General features: G+C 60.3%; 14 protein-coding genes. 8 read left to right on the plus strand and 6 right to left on the minus strand.

What is annotated here, in order from left to right; translation table 11 throughout:
- On the minus strand, window positions 1-819 hold the full coding sequence (locus tag E3Z29_RS11995; protein WP_007960912.1) for a pyruvate, water dikinase regulatory protein: 819 nt from the start codon (window positions 817-819) through the stop codon (window positions 1-3).
- A 174-nt stretch (window positions 820-993) separates the two neighbouring features.
- On the opposite strand from E3Z29_RS11995, the gene ppsA reads away from it, so the two are divergent.
- The 8 genes from ppsA to E3Z29_RS12035 all read left to right on the plus strand — a co-directional run bounded on the left by ppsA (window position 994) and on the right by E3Z29_RS12035 (window position 9,256).
- On the plus strand, window positions 994-3,369 hold the full coding sequence (gene ppsA / locus E3Z29_RS12000) for a phosphoenolpyruvate synthase (RefSeq protein ID WP_096797095.1): 2,376 nt from the start codon (window positions 994-996) through the stop codon (window positions 3,367-3,369).
- 187 nt (window positions 3,370-3,556) lie between these two features.
- Window positions 3,557-4,546 (plus strand): alpha/beta fold hydrolase, encoded by a 990-nt coding sequence (locus E3Z29_RS12005; protein ID WP_027613293.1) that lies wholly within the window; start codon window positions 3,557-3,559, stop codon window positions 4,544-4,546.
- A 226-nt stretch (window positions 4,547-4,772) separates the two neighbouring features.
- A complete protein-coding gene (gene rraA / locus E3Z29_RS12010) occupies window positions 4,773-5,264 on the plus strand; it encodes a ribonuclease E activity regulator RraA (protein ID WP_098967958.1) in 492 nt (163 codons plus the stop codon).
- 22 nt (window positions 5,265-5,286) lie between these two features.
- Window positions 5,287-6,282 (plus strand): zinc transporter ZntB, encoded by a 996-nt coding sequence (locus E3Z29_RS12015; RefSeq protein WP_027613291.1) that lies wholly within the window; start codon window positions 5,287-5,289, stop codon window positions 6,280-6,282.
- Between the two features lie 63 nt (window positions 6,283-6,345).
- Entirely contained in the window at window positions 6,346-6,594 is a 249-nt protein-coding gene (locus tag E3Z29_RS12020; protein ID WP_134785849.1) for a CrfX protein, read from the plus strand.
- A gap of 2 nt (window positions 6,595-6,596) precedes the next feature.
- The gene (locus E3Z29_RS12025; protein ID WP_134785850.1) at window positions 6,597-7,421 is read left to right on the plus strand and encodes a mechanosensitive ion channel domain-containing protein; all 825 of its coding nucleotides are present in this window, start codon (window positions 6,597-6,599) and stop codon (window positions 7,419-7,421) included.
- A gap of 87 nt (window positions 7,422-7,508) precedes the next feature.
- The gene (sigX, locus tag E3Z29_RS12030) at window positions 7,509-8,099 is read left to right on the plus strand and encodes an RNA polymerase sigma factor SigX (protein WP_011333251.1); all 591 of its coding nucleotides are present in this window, start codon (window positions 7,509-7,511) and stop codon (window positions 8,097-8,099) included.
- Between the two features lie 107 nt (window positions 8,100-8,206).
- On the plus strand, window positions 8,207-9,256 hold the full coding sequence (locus E3Z29_RS12035) for an OmpA family protein (protein WP_027613290.1): 1,050 nt from the start codon (window positions 8,207-8,209) through the stop codon (window positions 9,254-9,256).
- A 62-nt stretch (window positions 9,257-9,318) separates the two neighbouring features.
- On the opposite strand, the gene cobA is transcribed toward E3Z29_RS12035, so the two are convergent.
- The 5 genes from cobA to E3Z29_RS12060 all read right to left on the minus strand — a co-directional run bounded on the left by cobA (window position 9,319) and on the right by E3Z29_RS12060 (window position 17,666).
- Complete coding sequence (cobA, locus tag E3Z29_RS12040; RefSeq protein WP_134785851.1) at window positions 9,319-10,083, minus strand: uroporphyrinogen-III C-methyltransferase; 765 nt, start codon at window positions 10,081-10,083, stop codon at window positions 9,319-9,321.
- A 13-nt stretch (window positions 10,084-10,096) separates the two neighbouring features.
- Entirely contained in the window at window positions 10,097-12,808 is a 2,712-nt protein-coding gene (locus E3Z29_RS12045; protein ID WP_134785852.1) for a nitrate reductase, read from the minus strand.
- A complete protein-coding gene (nirD, locus tag E3Z29_RS12050; RefSeq protein WP_027613287.1) occupies window positions 12,808-13,125 on the minus strand; it encodes a nitrite reductase small subunit NirD in 318 nt (105 codons plus the stop codon). The genes E3Z29_RS12045 and nirD overlap by 1 nt, the downstream gene beginning before the upstream one ends.
- Window positions 13,122-15,575, minus strand: a complete 2,454-nt coding sequence (nirB, locus tag E3Z29_RS12055; protein ID WP_134785853.1) for a nitrite reductase large subunit NirB — start codon at window positions 15,573-15,575, stop codon at window positions 13,122-13,124. Before nirB ends, nirD begins: the two co-directional genes overlap by 4 nt.
- Window positions 15,576-15,995: 420 nt before the next feature.
- Window positions 15,996-17,666, minus strand: coding sequence for a bifunctional protein-serine/threonine kinase/phosphatase (locus E3Z29_RS12060; protein WP_134785854.1), 1,671 nt, complete (start codon window positions 17,664-17,666; stop codon window positions 15,996-15,998).
- Between the last annotated feature and the right edge of the window lie 7 nt (window positions 17,667-17,673).

Consider the following 17,673-nt stretch of genomic DNA (forward strand, 5'->3'; position numbering starts at 1 on the left):
CTATTTGAACCGCCGCTCCACGCCTTTCTCCACCAGAATCTTCGCCGAAATCTCTTCCACCGAAAAATGCGTGGAGTTGATGTGCGGGATGTTCTCGCGGCGGAACAGGTTTTCCACTTCGCGCACTTCGAATTCGCACTGGGCGTAGCTCGAATAACGGCTGTTGGGCTTGCGCTCGTTGCGGATCGCGGTGAGGCGGTCGGGGTCGATGGTCAGGCCGAACAGCTTGTGCTGATGGGCGCGCAGGGCGGTCGGCAGGGTCAGGCGTTCCATGTCGTCTTCGGTCAGCGGATAGTTGGCCGCGCGGATACCGAATTGCATTGCCATGTACAGACACGTCGGCGTCTTACCACAACGCGACACGCCCACTAGTATCAGGTCGGCCTTGTCGTAATAGTGGGTGCGCGCGCCGTCGTCGTTGTCGAGGGCGAAGTTCACCGCCTCGATGCGCTCCATGTAATTGGAGTTGTGGCCGATCGAGTGCGACTTGCCGACGGTGTAGGAAGAATGCTCGGTCAGTTCCTGTTCGAGCGGGGCGAGGAACGTCGAGAAAATGTCGATCATGAAACCATTGGAGGTTGCGAGAATCTCACGGATGTCCTGATTGACGATGGTGTCGAAGATGATCGGACGGAAGCCGTCGGTTTCGGCGGCTTTGTTGATTTGTTGTACCATGGCCCGCGCTTTGTCCGCGTTGTCGATATACGGCCGCGTGAGCTTGGTGAAGGTAATGTTTTCGAACTGCGCCAGAAGGCTTTGACCCAGGGTTTCGGCGGTAATGCCGGTGCCATCGGAGATAAAGAAAGCAGATCGTTTCATTTGCACCTTGGGCCTTAAGCTAAAGAGTATTTCTGGATATGATAGGCGCGATTTGCCGGCCGCCATTGGCCCGCATTCTCACTTATTTTCCAGGTCCAGGCCATACAGCCGGCCAACGCTCCCCCGAGCCGCCGGTTTCTGAGCTTTTCCAACACAGTTAGTGGAGAGATCACCTTGGTAGAGTACGTAGTTTCCCTCGATAAGCTCGGCAAACACGATGTTGAGCATGTGGGGGGCAAGAACGCATCCCTGGGCGAGATGATCAGCAACCTGGCGGGTGCCGGTGTGTCGGTCCCCGGCGGCTTTGCCACCACCGCGCAGGCCTATCGCGACTTTCTCGAACTGAGCGGCCTCAACGATCAGATCCACAAGGCTCTCGACGCCCTGGACGTCGATGACGTCAATGCACTGGCCAAGACCGGTGCGCAGATCCGTCAATGGATCATGGACGCCGAATTCCCTGAAAAACTCAATACCGAGATCCGCACCGCGTTCGCCGCGCTGTCGGCCGGTAACCCTGACGTGGCCGTGGCCGTGCGTTCTTCCGCCACCGCCGAAGACTTGCCGGACGCCTCGTTCGCCGGTCAGCAGGAAACCTTCCTGAACATCCGTGGTGTGGAAAACGTTATCCGCGCCGCCAAAGAGGTGTTCGCTTCGCTGTTCAACGACCGGGCGATTTCCTACCGCGTGCACCAGGGCTTCGACCACAAACTGGTCGCCCTGTCGGCTGGCGTGCAGCGCATGGTGCGTTCGGAAACCGGTACCGCCGGCGTGATGTTCACCCTCGATACCGAATCCGGTTTCCGTGACGTGGTGTTCATCACCGGCGCCTACGGTCTGGGCGAAACCGTTGTTCAAGGCGCGGTCAACCCCGACGAATTCTATGTACACAAAGGCACCCTGGAAGCCGGTCGCCCGGCGATCCTGCGCCGCAACCTCGGCAGCAAAGCCATCAAGATGATCTACGGCGACGAGGCCAAGGCCGGTCGTTCGGTGAAGACCGTCGATGTCGACAAGGCCGAACGCGCGCGTTTCTGCCTGACCGACGCCGAAGTCAGCGAGCTGGCCAAGCAGGCGATGATCATCGAGAAGCACTACGGCTGCCCGATGGACATCGAGTGGGCCAAAGACGGTGACGACGGCAAGCTGTACATCGTGCAGGCCCGTCCGGAAACCGTGAAAAGCCGCACCCAGGCCAACGTCATGGAACGTTACCTGTTGAAAGAAACCGGCACCGTGCTGGTGGAAGGTCGTGCCATCGGCCAGCGCATTGGCGCCGGCAAAGTGCGGATCATCAAGGACGTCTCGGAAATGGACAAAGTCCAGGCCGGCGACGTGCTGGTCTCCGACATGACCGACCCGGACTGGGAGCCGGTGATGAAGCGCGCCAGCGCCATCGTCACCAACCGTGGCGGCCGTACCTGCCACGCGGCGATCATCGCCCGTGAACTGGGGATTCCAGCGGTCGTGGGCTGCGGCAACGCCACCCAACTGTTGAAAGATGGCCAGGGCGTAACCGTGTCCTGCGCCGAAGGCGACACCGGTTACATCTTCGAAGGCGAGCTGGGCTTCGACGTCAAGAAGAACTCCGTGGACGCCATGCCGGAGTTGCCGTTCAAGATCATGATGAACGTCGGCAACCCGGACCGCGCCTTCGATTTCGCGCAGCTGCCGAACGCCGGTGTCGGCCTGGCCCGTCTGGAATTCATCATCAACCGCATGATCGGCGTCCACCCGAAAGCGCTGTTGAACTACGACGGCCTGCCGCAGGAAATCAAGGACAGCGTCGACAAGCGCATCGCCGGTTACAACGATCCGGTCGGTTTCTACGTCGAAAAACTGGTGGAAGGCATCAGCACCCTCGCGGCAGCGTTCTGGCCGAAGAAGGTCATCGTGCGTCTGTCGGACTTCAAGTCCAACGAATACGCGAACCTGATCGGCGGCAAGCTGTACGAGCCGGAAGAAGAAAACCCGATGCTCGGCTTCCGTGGCGCTTCACGTTACATCAGCGAATCGTTCCGTGACTGCTTCGAACTCGAATGCCGCGCGTTGAAACGCGTGCGCAACGAGATGGGCCTGACCAACGTCGAAATCATGGTGCCGTTCGTTCGTACCCTCGGCGAAGCCAGTCAGGTAGTCGATCTGCTCGCCGAAAACGGCCTGGCCCGTGGCGACAACGGCCTGCGCGTGATCATGATGTGCGAACTGCCATCCAACGCGATCCTGGCTGAAGAATTCCTCGAGTTCTTCGACGGTTTCTCGATCGGTTCCAACGACCTGACTCAGCTGACACTGGGCCTGGACCGTGACTCCGGGATCATCGCGCACCTGTTCGACGAGCGTAATCCGGCGGTCAAGAAGCTGTTGGCCAACGCGATTGCCGCGTGCAACAAGGCCGGCAAATACATCGGCATCTGCGGTCAGGGCCCTTCGGACCACCCGGATCTGGCCAAGTGGCTGATGGAGCAGGGCATCGAAAGCGTGTCGCTGAACCCGGACTCCGTGCTGGAAACCTGGTTCTTCCTCGCCGAAGGTCAGGCGCAGGCTTGATCCATATGTGAACGGCCATCCACGCCTGTGGGAGCGGGCTTGCTCGCGAAGACGGAATGAGATCCGCCACAAATGTTGGCTGATACACCGCTTTCGCGAGCAAGCCCGCTCCCACAAAGGTCGGGGGCTTTGAGATTGAAGTAGGGCGGGCTCCTGTAGATGCCGCCCTTTTTTGTGCAAGAGCATTATGCAAAGCAGCAGCAACCTGTTTCCTGTCGCCCTGATCAGCGCCGAACGTCGCGGTGATCTGAGCGAAGATGTGTATCGACTCAAACCCGGCAACAGTCCCGACTGGTCCGTGGAAATCGCCGTGACCCGCTTGGGCATGGCCGACGACACGACACCACGCGGCGTGCCGGTGATTTTGTTGCACGGCAGTTTTTCCAATCGGCGCTTCTGGTTTTCCCCCAAGGGCCTCGGGTTGGGTGCGTACCTGACCCGTCTGGGCTTCGACGTGTGGATCCCGGAGATGCGCGGTCACGGCCTGTCGCAGCGCAACGAGGACTACCGGCGCAACCGCGTGGCCGACTACGCCCGTTACGATCTGCCGGCGATTGCCGCGTTCGTGCGTGAGCAGAGCGGGCAGGTGCCGCACTGGATCGGCCATTCGCTGGGCGGCATCACGCTGGCGGCGGCGCTGGGTGGCGAATACCTCGGCGAGCCGGCCGTGGCCTCGGCGGCGTTTTTCGGCACGCAGGTCAGCCGCACGTACTGGCCCCTGAAGATTCCGCCGGTGGAGTGGAGCGGGCGCTTCATTCTCAAGCGTTTCGCGCAGTTGTCCGGCTCACGCCTCAAGCGCGGCCCGGAAGACGAGCCGATCGGGCTGGCGCTGGAGAGCATGCGCTGGTACGGCTTGTTCGGGCGTTTTGGCGACAAGGACAAGGACTGGTGGGCCGGCCTGGCCGAGGTTCAGGTGCCGGTGCTGGCAGTGACCGCGGCGGGCGATCATCAGGATCCGGCGTGGGCCTGTCGCAAACTGTTCGAGCAGATCGGCTCCGAGCACAAACAGTTCGTCAATCTGGGGCGCGAGCAGGGTTTCAGCGACAACTTCGGGCATGTCGAGATGTTGGTGAGCAAGGCGGCGCAGGCCGAGGTCTGGCCGCTGGTGGCACGCTGGTTGAACGATCAGCAGACGCCGTTGCTCGGCGACAAGCCGGATCTTGCCGCTGCGGTCTGAGTCCGGGGCTCTGAAAAGGGCATTTCGTTCAGGTCGGCTTGCGGCTAAGATATGACGCATTGTGCGGTTCTGGTCATATTTGGTGGCTGTTTAGCTATTACGTTTCAGCGTTTGTTCAGGTTCGTTCAGCGACCATTGCATGAACTAAGGTAAACAGCGACCGCCGGGACTCGTTTCAAAAGAGTGCGACATCCTTGATCGTCTTCCTTTTTACAGGAGTTTTTCGATGAACCATTACCTCACGCCTGACCTGTGCGACGCCTATCCGGAGCTGGTGCAGGTGCTGGAACCGATGTTCAGCAATTTCGGCGGCCGTGATTCCTTCGGCGGCGAAATCGTGACCATCAAATGTTTCGAAGATAACTCGCTGGTCAAAGAGCAAGCCGAACTCAAGGGTAACGGCAAGGTGCTGGTGGTCGATGGCGGCGGTTCGCTGCGGCGCGCGCTGCTGGGCGACATGATCGCCGAGAAAGCCGCGAAAAACGGCTGGGAAGGGATGGTCATCTACGGTTGTATCCGTGACGTCGACGTTATTGCCCAGACCGATCTCGGCGTTCAGGCGTTGGCCAGCCATCCGATGAAAACCGAAAAGCGCGGTATCGGCGATCTCAACGTACCGGTGACTTTCGCCGGCGTGACGTTCCACCCGGGCCACTACATCTATGCGGACAACAACGGCGTGATCGTTTCGCCAAGTCCGCTGCAGATGCCTGAATAAGTTTTTCGACAAAGGGATGCGGATGTTCGAGGAAGAAAACGCGCAGTGGGGGCTGGTGCATGCCCTGGTGCTGGACGGTAAAGGCGGTGCGCGTTCGATTGCCCGGACTGAGCTCGACGATCTGCAGCTGCAGGCCCATGAGAGCCTGTGGCTGCATTGGGATCGCAGCCATCCGCAAACCCAGACCTGGCTGCGCAAATCCAGCGGCCTGAATGAATTTGCCTGCGACCTGCTGCTGGAAGAGAACACCCGGCCACGCCTGTTGCCGTTGCCGGATGCCGAACTTCTGCTGTTTCTGCGCGGGGTCAACCTCAACCCCGGCGCCGAGCCGGAAGACATGGTCTCGGTGCGGATTTTCGCGTCGGCGCAACGGGTCATCTCGCTGCGTTTGCGTCCGCTGCGTGCCACCGATGAGCTGCTGGCGCTGCTAAGCGAAGGCAAAGGCCCGAAAACCTCATCTGAACTGATCCTGTATCTGGCGCAATTCCTTACCAACAAGGTGCAGGATCTGGTCACCTGCCTGTCGGAACTGGTCGATGAAGAGGAAGAAAAACTGGATGCCGACGAACGGTATACCCCCGAGCATGGCTCGATTTTGCACATCCGCCGCCGGGCGGCCGGACTGAAGCGTTTTCTGGCACCGCAGCGGGATATTTTCGGACAACTGACCCGGATAAAACTGCCGTGGTTTGTCGACGATGACGCTGACTACTGGAACGAATTGAACAACAGCCTGACGCGCTATCTCGAAGAGCTGGAATTGACCCGAGAGCGCATGGGGCTTGTGCTGGAGGCCGAAGACCGGCGTTTGAACGTGCGCATGAATCGCACGATGTACCGCTTCGGCATCATCACCTGCATCTTTTTGCCGATGAGTTTTCTCACCGGCCTGCTGGGCATCAATGTGGGCGGCATTCCGTTCTCGAGCAGCCCTTATGGTTTCCTGATTGCCTGTCTGACGGTGCTGGCGATGGCCTTCGGTCAATGGTGGTTATTCCGCCGTTTGCGCTGGGTGTGAAGATGCAACATGTGACCCGACCAAATTTGCCCGCGTCTTTCACAGACATCACGAGAGGTGCGTATGCACGATCCGTTTGAACAGTCTTTGCGCGACATGCTCAACGCCTCGCCGTCCAGCCGTGACGACGACGCATGCCTGGGTCGCGTACTCAAAACCGCCAACCGCCTGGTGGGCGCCGGTGATCTGTTCAGCCTGCTGGGCCGCTGGCTGCCCGCGCTGATGATCGCCCTGAATAACGGATCGGCCCACGTCTCGCCGGTTTCCCGTCTTCGTAAAACTACTGCACGCACTGCTGATAAGGCTGATTGAATATGGAACTTGATCTCTGGACTCAGAGCCTCGTCACTGCAATGACTGCGTTGTGGACCAAAGTCGCCAACTTCATCCCGAACCTGTTCGGCGCACTGGTGGTGCTGCTGTTGGGTTTCGTGGTGGCCAAGCTGCTCGATACCTTGCTGTCCAAATTGCTCGCCAAACCGGGCCTTGATCGCCTGATGGGCGGCACCGGCCTGACCAAGTTGATGTCGCGGGCCGGCCTGCAAGTGCCGATCTCAACCTTGATCGGGAAGATTGTTTACTGGTTCGTTCTGCTGATTTTCCTGGTTTCTGCAGCAGAGTCCCTTGGACTTGAGCGAGTTTCAGCTACGCTGGACATGCTGGCCTTGTATTTGCCGAAGGTTTTCGGCGCCGCGCTGGTGTTGCTGGTGGGTGTTTTGCTCGCGCAATTGGCCAACGGCCTGGTGCGCGGAGCGGCAGAAGGCGTAGGGCTGGACTACGCTTCGGGTTTGGGCCGAATCGCCCAGGGGCTGGTGATCATCATCAGTATCTCGGTCGCGATCAGCCAGCTCGAGGTCAAGACTGACCTGCTGAACCATGTGATTGTCATCGTATTGATTACCGTTGGTCTGGCCGTTGCGCTGGCCATGGGTTTGGGAAGCCGGGAAATTGCCGGTCAGATTCTTGCGGGAATCTATGTGCGTGAGTTGTATCAGGTTGGGCAACAAGTGCGTGTTGGCGAGGTCGAAGGCCAGATCGAAGAGATCGGCACGGTTAAAACCACATTGCTGACCGATGAGGGTGAGCTAGTCTCACTCTCCAATCGGATCCTGCTGGAACAGCATGTGAGTAGCCGCTAACCCGGCAAACCCTGCTAATGTATGCCGCCGCAAAATGCCCTGAGAGGGGTGCGGCGGACATTGACCTGACTGTCGGCACGACTTGTTTTGAATAAAGCCCAAACGCTATCCACGCGCTATGACCCCCGTGAGCTCTCTGATGAGGAGTTGGTCGCGCGCTCGCATACCGAGCTGTTTCACGTGACGCGCGCCTATGAAGAGCTGATGCGGCGTTACCAGCGAACATTATTTAACGTTTGTGCGAGATATCTTGGGAACGATCGCGACGCAGACGATGTCTGTCAGGAAGTGATGCTTAAGGTGTTGTACGGCCTGAAGAACTTCGAGGGGAAATCGAAGTTCAAAACCTGGCTCTACAGCATCACGTATAACGAATGCATCACGCAGTATCGGAAGGAACGGCGAAAGCGTCGCTTGATGGACGCCTTGAGTCTGGACCCGCTGGAAGAAGCGTCGGAAGAAAAGGCGCCGAAACCCGAGGAGAAGGGCGGACTCGATCGCTGGCTGGTGTATGTGAACCCGATTGACCGTGAAATTCTGGTGCTACGATTTGTCGCAGAGCTGGAGTTTCAGGAGATCGCAGACATCATGCACATGGGTTTGAGTGCGACAAAAATGCGGTACAAACGTGCTCTAGACAAATTGCGTGAGAAATTTGCAGGCATTGCTGAAACTTAGTTCAGCGCAAATATCTCTTACGTGTAGGCAAGTTCTGATAGACTTGCCGCCGAGTTGTCCCCCGGTTTGCGGGACTGCTTCACAATCACCAGATGGGGATTTAACGGATGAAACTGAAAAACACCTTGGGCTTGGCCATTGGTTCTCTTATTGCCGCTACTTCGTTCGGCGCACTGGCACAAGGCCAAGGCGCAGTTGAAGGCGAGATCAACTACAAGAAGCAGTACAACGACAGCATTGATCATGTCGAAGACGGCTTCAACCCAGGCGCCAAAATCGGTTACTTCCTGACCGACGACGTCTCGATCAACTTCGGCTGGGATCGTAACAACCACACCCGTTCGAACGACGGTACCGGTAGCCAGAAACTGCGCGGTGACAACTTCGGTCTGACCGCTCAGTACCACTTCAACAACGCTGGCGACGCTCTGCGTCCTTACGTTGAAGGTGGTGTTAAGCACGGCAACCTGACCAACGTAGCTGCTGACGGCCACACCGGTCGCGACCAGTCGACTTTCCTGACTGCTGGCGCTGGCGTTAAGTACTACTTCGCTGAAAACTTCTTCGCCCGTGCTGGCGTAGAAGCTGACTACAAACTGGACAACGGCCGTTGGGACTACGCTCCATCGGTTGGTCTGGGTGTGAACTTCGGTGGCGGCGGCAAGCCAGCTGCTGCTCCAGTTCCAGCTCCGGCTGAAGTCTGCTCCGACAGCGACAACGATGGCGTTTGCGACAACGTTGACAAGTGCCCGGACACCCCAGCCAACGTAACTGTTGACGCTGATGGCTGCCCAGCAGTTGCTGAAGTTGTTCGTGTAGAGCTGGACGTGAAGTTCGACTTCGACAAGTCGGTCGTCAAGCCAAACAGCTACGCTGACATCAAGAACCTGGCTGACTTCATGAAGCAGTACCCAGCCACTCACACCACTGTTGAAGGTCACACTGACTCCGTCGGTCCTGACGCTTACAACCAGAAACTGTCCGAGCGTCGTGCAAACGCCGTTAAGCAGGTTCTGACCCAGCAGTACGGTGTTGAGTCGTCCCGCGTTCAGTCGATCGGCTACGGCGAATCCCGCCCAGTTGCTGACAACAAAACCGAAGCTGGCCGTGCTGTTAACCGTCGCGTAGAAGCGCAGGTTGAAGCTCAAGCTAAGTAATTAGCTGCCGCTACGAGAAAAGCCCGGCTCAGGCCGGGCTTTTCTTTGCCTGCGATTTGGCTTTACAGGGCGTACACAGTTCCCTTGCGGGAGCTGCCGGAGACTGCGATCCTTTGCTCTGCAATGGCAGCCACTGCGCCGATGACGAGTATGGCCGGGCTCTTGAGCTCAAACCGGCAGGCGTCGTCACTCATGCTCATCAGATCAGTGCGGCACTCACGCTGCTCTGGCAGAGAGGCATTCTCGATCATCGCCACCGGCGTATCTGCCGCCATCCCGCCGGCCAATAGCTGATCGCGAATCTCGCCAAGCTTGGCCACCCCCATGTAAATCACCAGTGTCGTCCCACCTCGCGCCAACGCCTGCCAGTTCAATTGACTGTCGTCCTGGGTGTGCGCGGTCACCAGCGTCACCCCGCGCGCCACACCGCGCAACGTCAGCGGAATATCGCATTGCGTCGCGCCGGCGAGTCCGGCGGTAATACCGTTGACCAACTCGACCTCAATCCCACGTTCGCGTAACCACTGCGCCTCTTCGCCGCCACGACCGAAAATGCACGGGTCACCGCCCTTGAGCCGCACCACGCAGTTGCCTTGGCGCGCATAACGCAACATCAGCCGATGGATGAACGCCTGCGGTGTCGAGCGACAGCCGCCGCGTTTGCCCACGGCAATGATTCGCGCGGTGGGGCAATGCTCCAGCACCGCGGCATTGACCAGATCGTCAATCAACACCACCTGCGCTTCACGCAATGCGCGCACCGCTTTGAGCGTCAGCAGTTCGGGATCACCGGGACCTGCACCCACCAGCCAGACTTTTGCATTCATGGTGTTTTCCTTATCAGCTGGATACCGGCTGCAGATCGGCCGCCAGCAATCGTTTGATTTCCGGGACGCACGAACCGCATTGCGTGCCGCATCCCAGTTGTCGTTTGAGGCCTTGCAGATCGAGACCCTGGCGAATCCCGGCACACACCGCGCTGTGGCTGACGTTTTGGCAGTTGCATAGGGTTTTTCCCGGATTGGCCTGCAAACCGGCACTGCCCGGCGGCGCACTCATCGGCGCCAGCAGCCAGCGTCGCAGTTGTTCATCGGCGCGGCCCTCCAGCCATAGCCCCTGCAGCCAATGCCGGGCCAGGGTTTCGCCGGCCAGGCGGATCGCGGTGATGCGGCCGTTTTCGATGCGTACCCGTTTGCCGATGGCGCGACGCGGGTCGTCGTAGGCCAGCACCGGCCCGTCGAGCAGCGCCAGACACTGATCGATATCGCGCAGCAGTTGCGGCTCCGGCGCCGTGACGCTGGCAGCGCGTATCAGCAGCGCGGGCCGTTCACGTCCGGCAAGGCTGAGGCTGACGTAGGAAAACGCCTCACACAGGGGTCGTAGTGTCTCGAAATGCCGTTGAACATCGCCCTCGATGAGTGCGAAGAGCTGCCATGGCAGATTCACCGGTTCCAGACGCACGCCGCTGTGCTTGAGTTCGGGCTGCTTCGACAGCGGGTCGAAGGCCGCCAGGGTCAGGCTGTTTACTCCGCCCTTGAGAAAGCGCTCGCCCCAGTGCATCGGCAAAAAAGCCTGACCCGGACGCACGCCGTCGTCGCTGCCGACAGCCACAATCACCGCACCGCGTCGACTCTTCAGATTGACCAGATCTCCCGGCTGCAAACGATGACGGCGCATTTCGTCCGGATGCAGGCTCAACAGCGCTTCGCTGACATGCCCGAACAATTGCGCTGCGGTGCCGGTGCGGCTCATACCGTGCCATTGATCGCGCAGACGGCCGGTGATCAGGGTCAGCGGAAACCGTGCATCGCGTTGTTCTTTGGCCGCGCGATAAGGATCGGCAACAAACTGCGCACGACCGTTGGCCGTGGGAAAAATCCCGTCGCCATACAAACGCGCGGTGCCTTTTCGGGCCCCGGTGGGGAAGGGCCACTGCTGCGGTCCCAGTTCATCGATCAATTGATGGCTGATGCCCGACAGGTCCAGATCGCGTCCACGGGTCAGTTGCTTGTATTCGTCGAACAACTGCGCCGGATGCTCGAAAGCAAACAGGCTTGGTTGTTGCGGACGCAGACGTTGCTCCAGCCGTTGTGCGAAATCCACGGTGATCGCCCAGTCCGGCCGCGCTTCACCGGGTGGGAGAATGGCCTGGCGCACGTGGGAAATGCGCCGTTCGGAGTTGGTCACCGAGCCTTCCTTTTCGCCCCAACTGGCAGCGGGTAACAACAGGTCGGCGAAGGCGGCGGTTTCGGTGGTGCGGAAGGCTTCTTGCAACACCACGAACGGGCAGGCCTGCAGCGCCTCGCGAACCGCGTGTTGATCGGGCATGGACTGTGCGGGGTTGGTGCAGGCAATCCACAGCGCCTTGATCTGGCCGCTGCGCATCCGCTCGAACAGCTCGATGGCGCTCAGTCCAATGTTTTCAGGCAGTTGATCGACGCCCCAATAGGCTGCCACTTCGGCGCGGTGTTCGGGGTTGGCTGCCTCCCGGTGACCGGGCAGCAAATTGGACAGGCTGCCGGTTTCCCGCCCGCCCATGGCATTTGGCTGACCGGTCAGCGAGAAAGGTCCTGCGCCTGGCCGGCCGATCTGCCCGGTGGCCAGGTGCAGATTGATCAGCGCGCTGTTTTTCGCGCTGCCAGCGGTGGACTGATTCAGGCCCATGCACCACAGCGACAGGAAACTTGGCGCCGTGCCCACCCATTCCGCGCACTGCTGCAATTGCTCGACACTGATCCCGCACAGTTGCGCGACCATTTGCGGGGTGTAATCGCGCACCCGATTTTTCAGTTCAGGCAAACCGTCGGTGTGCGCCCTGATGAAGTCGCGGTCGATCCAGTCTTCCCACAGCAGCAGATGCAAAATCCCATGGAACAGAGCGACATCGGTGCCGGGCAAAATTGCCAGATGCAGGTCCGCCAGCTCACAGGTGTCGGTGCGTCGGGGGTCGATGACGATGACCTTCATCTGCGGTCGGCGCGATTTTGCCTCTTCAAGGCGTCGGAAAAGAACCGGGTGGGCGTAGGCCATGTTACTGCCGGCGATCATCACGCAATCGCTGAGCTCCAGATCTTCATAGCTGCACGGCGGCGCATCGGCGCCGAGGCTGCGCTTGTAACCGACCACTGCCGACGACATGCACAGCCGGGAATTGCTGTCGATGTTGTTGGTCCCGACTAGCGCTCGCGCCAATTTGTTGAAGGCGTAATAGTCTTCGGTCAGCAACTGTCCGGAGATGTAAAACGCCACGCTGTCCGGGCCGTGTTCGGCGATGGTCTCGGCAAAGACCTGGGTCGCGTGATCCAGCGCCGTATTCCAGTCGCAGCGACTGCGCGCCAGGCCTTTGCCCAGACGCAGCTCCGGGTACAGCGCCCGGGCGGCCAGATCGCCGGTCAGGTGCAGGGTCGAGCCTTTGCTGCACAATTTGCCGAAGTTGGCCGGATGCGCCGGATCGCCGCTGACGCCGAGAATGCGCTCGCCGTCATGCTCGATCAGCACGCCGCAGCCGACGCCGCAGTAGCAGCAGGTCGAGGCGGTCGTCTGGCGGTTCATCAGACCGCATCCCGCAGTGCCAACTGCACGCGGCCGTTTTCGACCCGGGCCGGATGATGGTGCGCGCAGCCGATGTCCGGGGCCTGAGCCTCGCCGGTTTGCAGGTCGATCTGCCAGTTGTGCAGCGGGCAGGCCACGCGTTTTCCGTAGATCAAACCTTGTGACAGCGGCCCGCCCTTGTGCGGGCAGCGGTCGTCGAGGGCGAAAACTTCGTCGTCGCTTGTACGAAAAATCGCGATGTCGCCTTTCGGCCCGGCAATGATCCGCGAACCGAGGGCGTTGATCTCTTCCAGGGCACAGATATCGAGCCAATTCATGCCGGCACCTCCAGGTTTTTCACGGGGATCACCTCGAATTCTTTCTTCAGTTGCGGCTGCGCCAGACGCTCTTTCCACGGGTCCTGTTCGAACGACAGGGAGAACTGCAGACGCTCGTTCAGGGCCTTGCGCCGCTCCGGATCTTCAAGCACGGCCTGCTTGATGTGCTCCATGCCGACCCGTTGCAGGTAGTGCACGGTGCGTTCGAGGTAAAAGGCTTCTTCGCGATACAGCTGCAGGAACGCGCCGTTGTATTCACGAACTTCCTCGGCGGTTTTCAGCTTGACGAAGAACTCGGCGACTTCGGTCTTGATCCCGCCGTTGCCGCCGATGTACATCTCCCAGCCGGAGTCGACACCGATGATTCCTACGTCCTTGATCCCCGCTTCCGAGCAGTTGCGTGGGCATCCGGAGACAGCGAGTTTCACCTTGTGCGGCGACCACATGTTGAACAGGTCGTGCTCAAGCTCGATACCCAACTGCGTCGAGTTCTGCGTGCCAAAGCGGCAGAACTCGCTGCCGACGCAGGTTTTCACGGTGCGGATGGATTTGCCGTAGGCGTGGCCGGACGGCATGTCGAGGTCTTTCCAGACGCCCGGCAAGTCCTGCTTCTTGATCCCCAGCAGGTCGATGCGCTGACCGCCGGTGACCTTGACCATCGGTACGTTGTATTTGTCGGCCACGTCGGCGATGCGGCGCAGTTCCGAAGGGTTGGTCACGCCGCCCCACATCCGTGGCACCACCGAATAGGTGCCGTCCTTCTGAATGTTGGCGTGGGCGCGTTCGTTGATCAGGCGCGATTGCGGATCGTCCCTGGCTTCGCCGGGCCAGGTGGAAATCAGGTAATAGTTCAGCGCCGGCCGGCAGGTGGCACAGCCATTCGGGGTGCGCCAGTTGAGGTAGCTCATGGTGTCGGCGATGGTCAGCAGATGCTGTTCGCGGATCGCCTGGCGGATCTGCCCGTGGTTGAGGTCGCTGCAACCGCAGATGGCTTTTTCGCTTTTCGGTTTGACGTCCGCCGCGCCGCCGACGGTGTTGATCAGGATCTGCTCGACCAGCCCGGCGCAGGAGCCGCAGGAACTGGCAGCCTTGGTGTGCTTCTTCACGTCATCGACGCTGAACAGGCCGTGTTCCTGAATCGCCTTGACGATGGTGCCTTTGCACACGCCGTTGCAGCCGCAGACTTCGGCAGTGTCGGCCATGCTCATGGCTTTGTCCTGGCCCTGATGTCCTACGTCGCCGATAGAATTTTCACCAAACATCAGGTGATCGCGGATCTCGCCGATGGCGTGATTCTCACGAATCTGTCGGAAATACCAACCGCCATCTGCCGTATCGCCGTACAGACAGGCGCCGACCAGCACGTCATCCTTGATCACCAGTTTTTTGTACACGCCGCCGATCGGGTCGGAGAGGGTGATGGTTTCGGTGCCTTCGCCGCCCATGAAATCACCGGCGGAAAACAGGTCGATGCCGGTGACTTTCAATTTGGTCGAGGTCACCGAGCCCTGATAGCGGGCGAAACCCAGTTGTGCGAGGTGATTGGCGCAGACCTTGGCCTGTTCGAACAGCGGCGCCACCAGGCCATAGGCGATGCCACGATGGCTGGCGCATTCGCCGATGGCATAGATGCGCGGATCGTAGGTCTGCAGGGTGTCGTTGACCAGAATCCCGCGGTTGCAGGGGATGCCGGCGCGTTCCGCCAGTTCGGTATTGGGGCGGATGCCGGCGGCCATCACCACCAGATCGGCGGGGATGATCTCGCCGTTCTTGAACTGTACCGAGCCGACCCGGCCGTTGCCTGCGTCGTGCAGGGCTTGGGTCTGCTCGCACAGACGAAAGTGCAGGCCACGGGCTTCGAGCGCCGTTTGCAGCAGTTGGCCGCTGGTCTTGTCCAGCTGTCGCTCCAGCAGCCATTCGCCGATGTGCACCACGGTGACGTGCATGCCGCGCAGCATCAGGCCGTTGGCGGCTTCGAGGCCGAGCAGGCCGCCGCCGATGACCACCGCGTGCTTGTGGGTTTTGGCGGTGTCGATCATCGCCTGGGTGTCGGCGATGTCGCGGTAGCCGATCACACCCTGCAAGGTATTGCCCGGAATCGGCAGGATGAACGGCGTCGAGCCGGTGGCGATCAGCAGGCGATCATATTCAGCCTCGGTGCCGTCCTCGGCGATCACCCGGCGTTTGACCCGGTCGATCTGCACCACCTTGCGGTTGAGCAGCAACTTGATGTGGTTTTCCAGGTACCAGTCGAGGTCGTTGAGCACGATCTCTTCGAAGGTCTGTTCACCGGCCAGCACCGGCGACAGCAGGATGCGGTTGTAGTTGGTGTGCGGTTCGGCACCGAAGACCGTGATGTCGTACAGCTCGTTGCTCAACTTGAGCAGTTCTTCCAGGGTGCGAACCCCGGCCATGCCATTGCCGATCATCACCAGTTTGAGTTTTTTCATCAGGTTCTCCGGGGAGCGGTGGCTGGCCTCTTGTGGGCAGTCAGGCCGTGCTCGACAAATGTTGCGCAAACAAAAAAAGGCGTCCCGCTAGTTGCCTAGCGAGGACGCCTTTGTCCTGGTCCCGTTCTCTCGGGAAGCCCGGCCTTCGTCGTTGAAGGCTGGGCTTTATGTATGGTGAAACGGGTAATGCAGCGGTTGTGCCAAGTGGGAGAATGGCGTGTTTATTAGGCGGAAGCGGTTATAGACGGGGATTTTTTGCACCGAATCGACGCGGGTTGCTCGTTCGCGGGGCATTCAGGCAGAAAGAATTGTTGTGATTGGGCTGGCCTCTTCGCGAGCAAGCCCGCTCCCACAGTGGAACCGAGTCGTTCACAAATCCCCTGTGGGAGCGGGCTTGCTCGCGAAGGGCGCGAAGCGGTATCAGCGGTGAAACAACACCACCAGCAGCACCAGATTCCCCAGCAAAGCCAGCAATGCTACCGTCCGCCAGACCGTCAACGGCTCACGCTCCAGCAAAGGCCTGGGTCGCACACTCAAACTGCGCCGCTCCCCTTGTTCCAGCACCAGCAACCATTCCTCAGCCGTTTCGAAGCGCTGTTGCGGATCCGCCGCCACGCCACGCTCCAGACTCTGCGCAATCCATTCCGGCACGTCCGGGCGGTAGCGACCGGCACTCACCGGCAGGCCGAATCGCGGCCGCTGGAAAGCTTCGACCTCGCCATAGGGGAAATGCCCGGTCAGCAGGAAAAACAGGGTCACGCCCACCGCGTACAGATCCTGTTGCGCACTCGGTGGCTCGCCGCGAAAGGCTTCCGGGGCGATGAAGCTGGGCGTTCCCGGCAGCGTTGACGGTGCGTCAGCGGACAGACCGGGGCAGTACGCCAGACCAAAATCCAGCAGACGTAACTCTCCATCGTCACCCAGATGCAGGTTTTCCGGCTTGATGTCGCGGTGCAGAATCTGCCGCCGATGCAGCAGGCCTACCGCCCGCAGCAAGCGCTCGGCAATGTCCTGCCACTGCGCCAACGGCAACGGGTTGTTGTTTTGAAACAGCTGCGCCAAGGTCATCCCGGAATATTCGCGCATCACGTAGTACAAATGCTGACGCTGAGTGCCGGCATGGATTTCAGGAAAATGCCGCCCGGCGACACGCTTGAGGAACCATTCTTCCGACAGCAAGGCTTGCCCGGCCTGGGGATCATCGGCCAGCCGCGCCGGCAGGGTTTTCAACAACCAGCCCCGAGCTTGGCCATCCAGCACTCGATACAGTAGCGATTGCTGGCTCTGAGCGACAACGCCCTGCACCTGCCAGCCTTCGAACATCTGCCCGGTTTTCAGCGCTGGCGGCAGCGGCCACTGCTGTAAGTGAATCAGCGCATCGCCGATGTTCGCTTCGCCGAGCGCATCGACCCGCACCAGCAGCGCACTGGCATTATCCTGACTGCCGGCCAGATGCGCAGCGTTGACCAACGTGTGTGCGGCGCTATCGAGATCCGGCTGATCGCGCAGAATCGCCGCGATTGCGGTATCGCCCAGAGACGACCACACGCCATCGCTGAGCAGCACGAAACATTCGCCCTCGCGTAAGTCACCGTCGAGAAAATCCAGCACCAGATGCTGATCCAGCCCCAGCGCGCGTTTGAGCACGTGCTGCATGCCCGGCTGCTCCCAGACATGATCCTGCGAAATCCGCTGCAAAGCGTCGGCCTGCCAGCGATAGACCCGGCAATCGCCGACGTGGGCCAGGGTGAAACGCCGACCGCGCAGGACCAGTGCGCTGACCGTGGTCAGCAGCGGTTGCCCGCCGCGATTGGCCTGCAACCAGCGATTTTGTGCGAGCAGCAGGCGATCCAGCGCCTGCGCCACGCTCCAGGTTTGCGGCGTGGCGTAGTAGTCCAGCGCCAGTGCCTGCAGGGTCGAGCGTGCGGCCAGGCCGCCGTCGGCGCATTGGCTTACGCCGTCGGCAATGGCGACCAGATAGCCTTTGCTGGCGGCCAGCGCCGGGGCGGGCGTCACCAGGCGCATTGCGTCCTGATTTTCCGCGCGCGGGCCGGTGGCGCTGGCCTGGGCAAAGCTCAGTTGCAGGGGCATGAAGGCT

The sequence above is a fragment of the Pseudomonas sp. S150 genome (assembly GCF_004526365.1).
Taxonomy (GTDB): domain Bacteria; phylum Pseudomonadota; class Gammaproteobacteria; order Pseudomonadales; family Pseudomonadaceae; genus Aquipseudomonas; species Aquipseudomonas putida_A.

Bases quoted from the DNA above. Each gene is read 5' to 3' on its own strand.
- E3Z29_RS11995 (WP_007960912.1), bottom strand. From the start codon at position 819: ATGAAACGATCTGCTTTCTTTATCTCCGATGGCACCGGCATTACCGCC.
- E3Z29_RS12005 (WP_027613293.1), top strand. From the start codon at position 3,557: ATGCAAAGCAGCAGCAACCTGTTTCCTGTCGCCCTGATCAGCGCCGAA.
- rraA (WP_098967958.1), top strand. From the start codon at position 4,773: ATGAACCATTACCTCACGCCTGACCTGTGCGACGCCTATCCGGAGCTG.
- E3Z29_RS12015 (WP_027613291.1), top strand. From the start codon at position 5,287: ATGTTCGAGGAAGAAAACGCGCAGTGGGGGCTGGTGCATGCCCTGGTG.
- E3Z29_RS12020 (WP_134785849.1), top strand. From the start codon at position 6,346: ATGCACGATCCGTTTGAACAGTCTTTGCGCGACATGCTCAACGCCTCG.
- E3Z29_RS12025 (WP_134785850.1), top strand. From the start codon at position 6,597: ATGGAACTTGATCTCTGGACTCAGAGCCTCGTCACTGCAATGACTGCG.
- E3Z29_RS12035 (WP_027613290.1), top strand. From the start codon at position 8,207: ATGAAACTGAAAAACACCTTGGGCTTGGCCATTGGTTCTCTTATTGCC.
- cobA (WP_134785851.1), bottom strand. From the start codon at position 10,083: ATGAATGCAAAAGTCTGGCTGGTGGGTGCAGGTCCCGGTGATCCCGAA.
- E3Z29_RS12045 (WP_134785852.1), bottom strand. From the start codon at position 12,808: ATGAACCGCCAGACGACCGCCTCGACCTGCTGCTACTGCGGCGTCGGC.
- nirD (WP_027613287.1), bottom strand. From the start codon at position 13,125: ATGAATTGGCTCGATATCTGTGCCCTGGAAGAGATCAACGCCCTCGGT.
- nirB (WP_134785853.1), bottom strand. From the start codon at position 15,575: ATGAAAAAACTCAAACTGGTGATGATCGGCAATGGCATGGCCGGGGTT.
- E3Z29_RS12060 (WP_134785854.1), bottom strand. From the start codon at position 17,666: ATGCCCCTGCAACTGAGCTTTGCCCAGGCCAGCGCCACCGGCCCGCGC.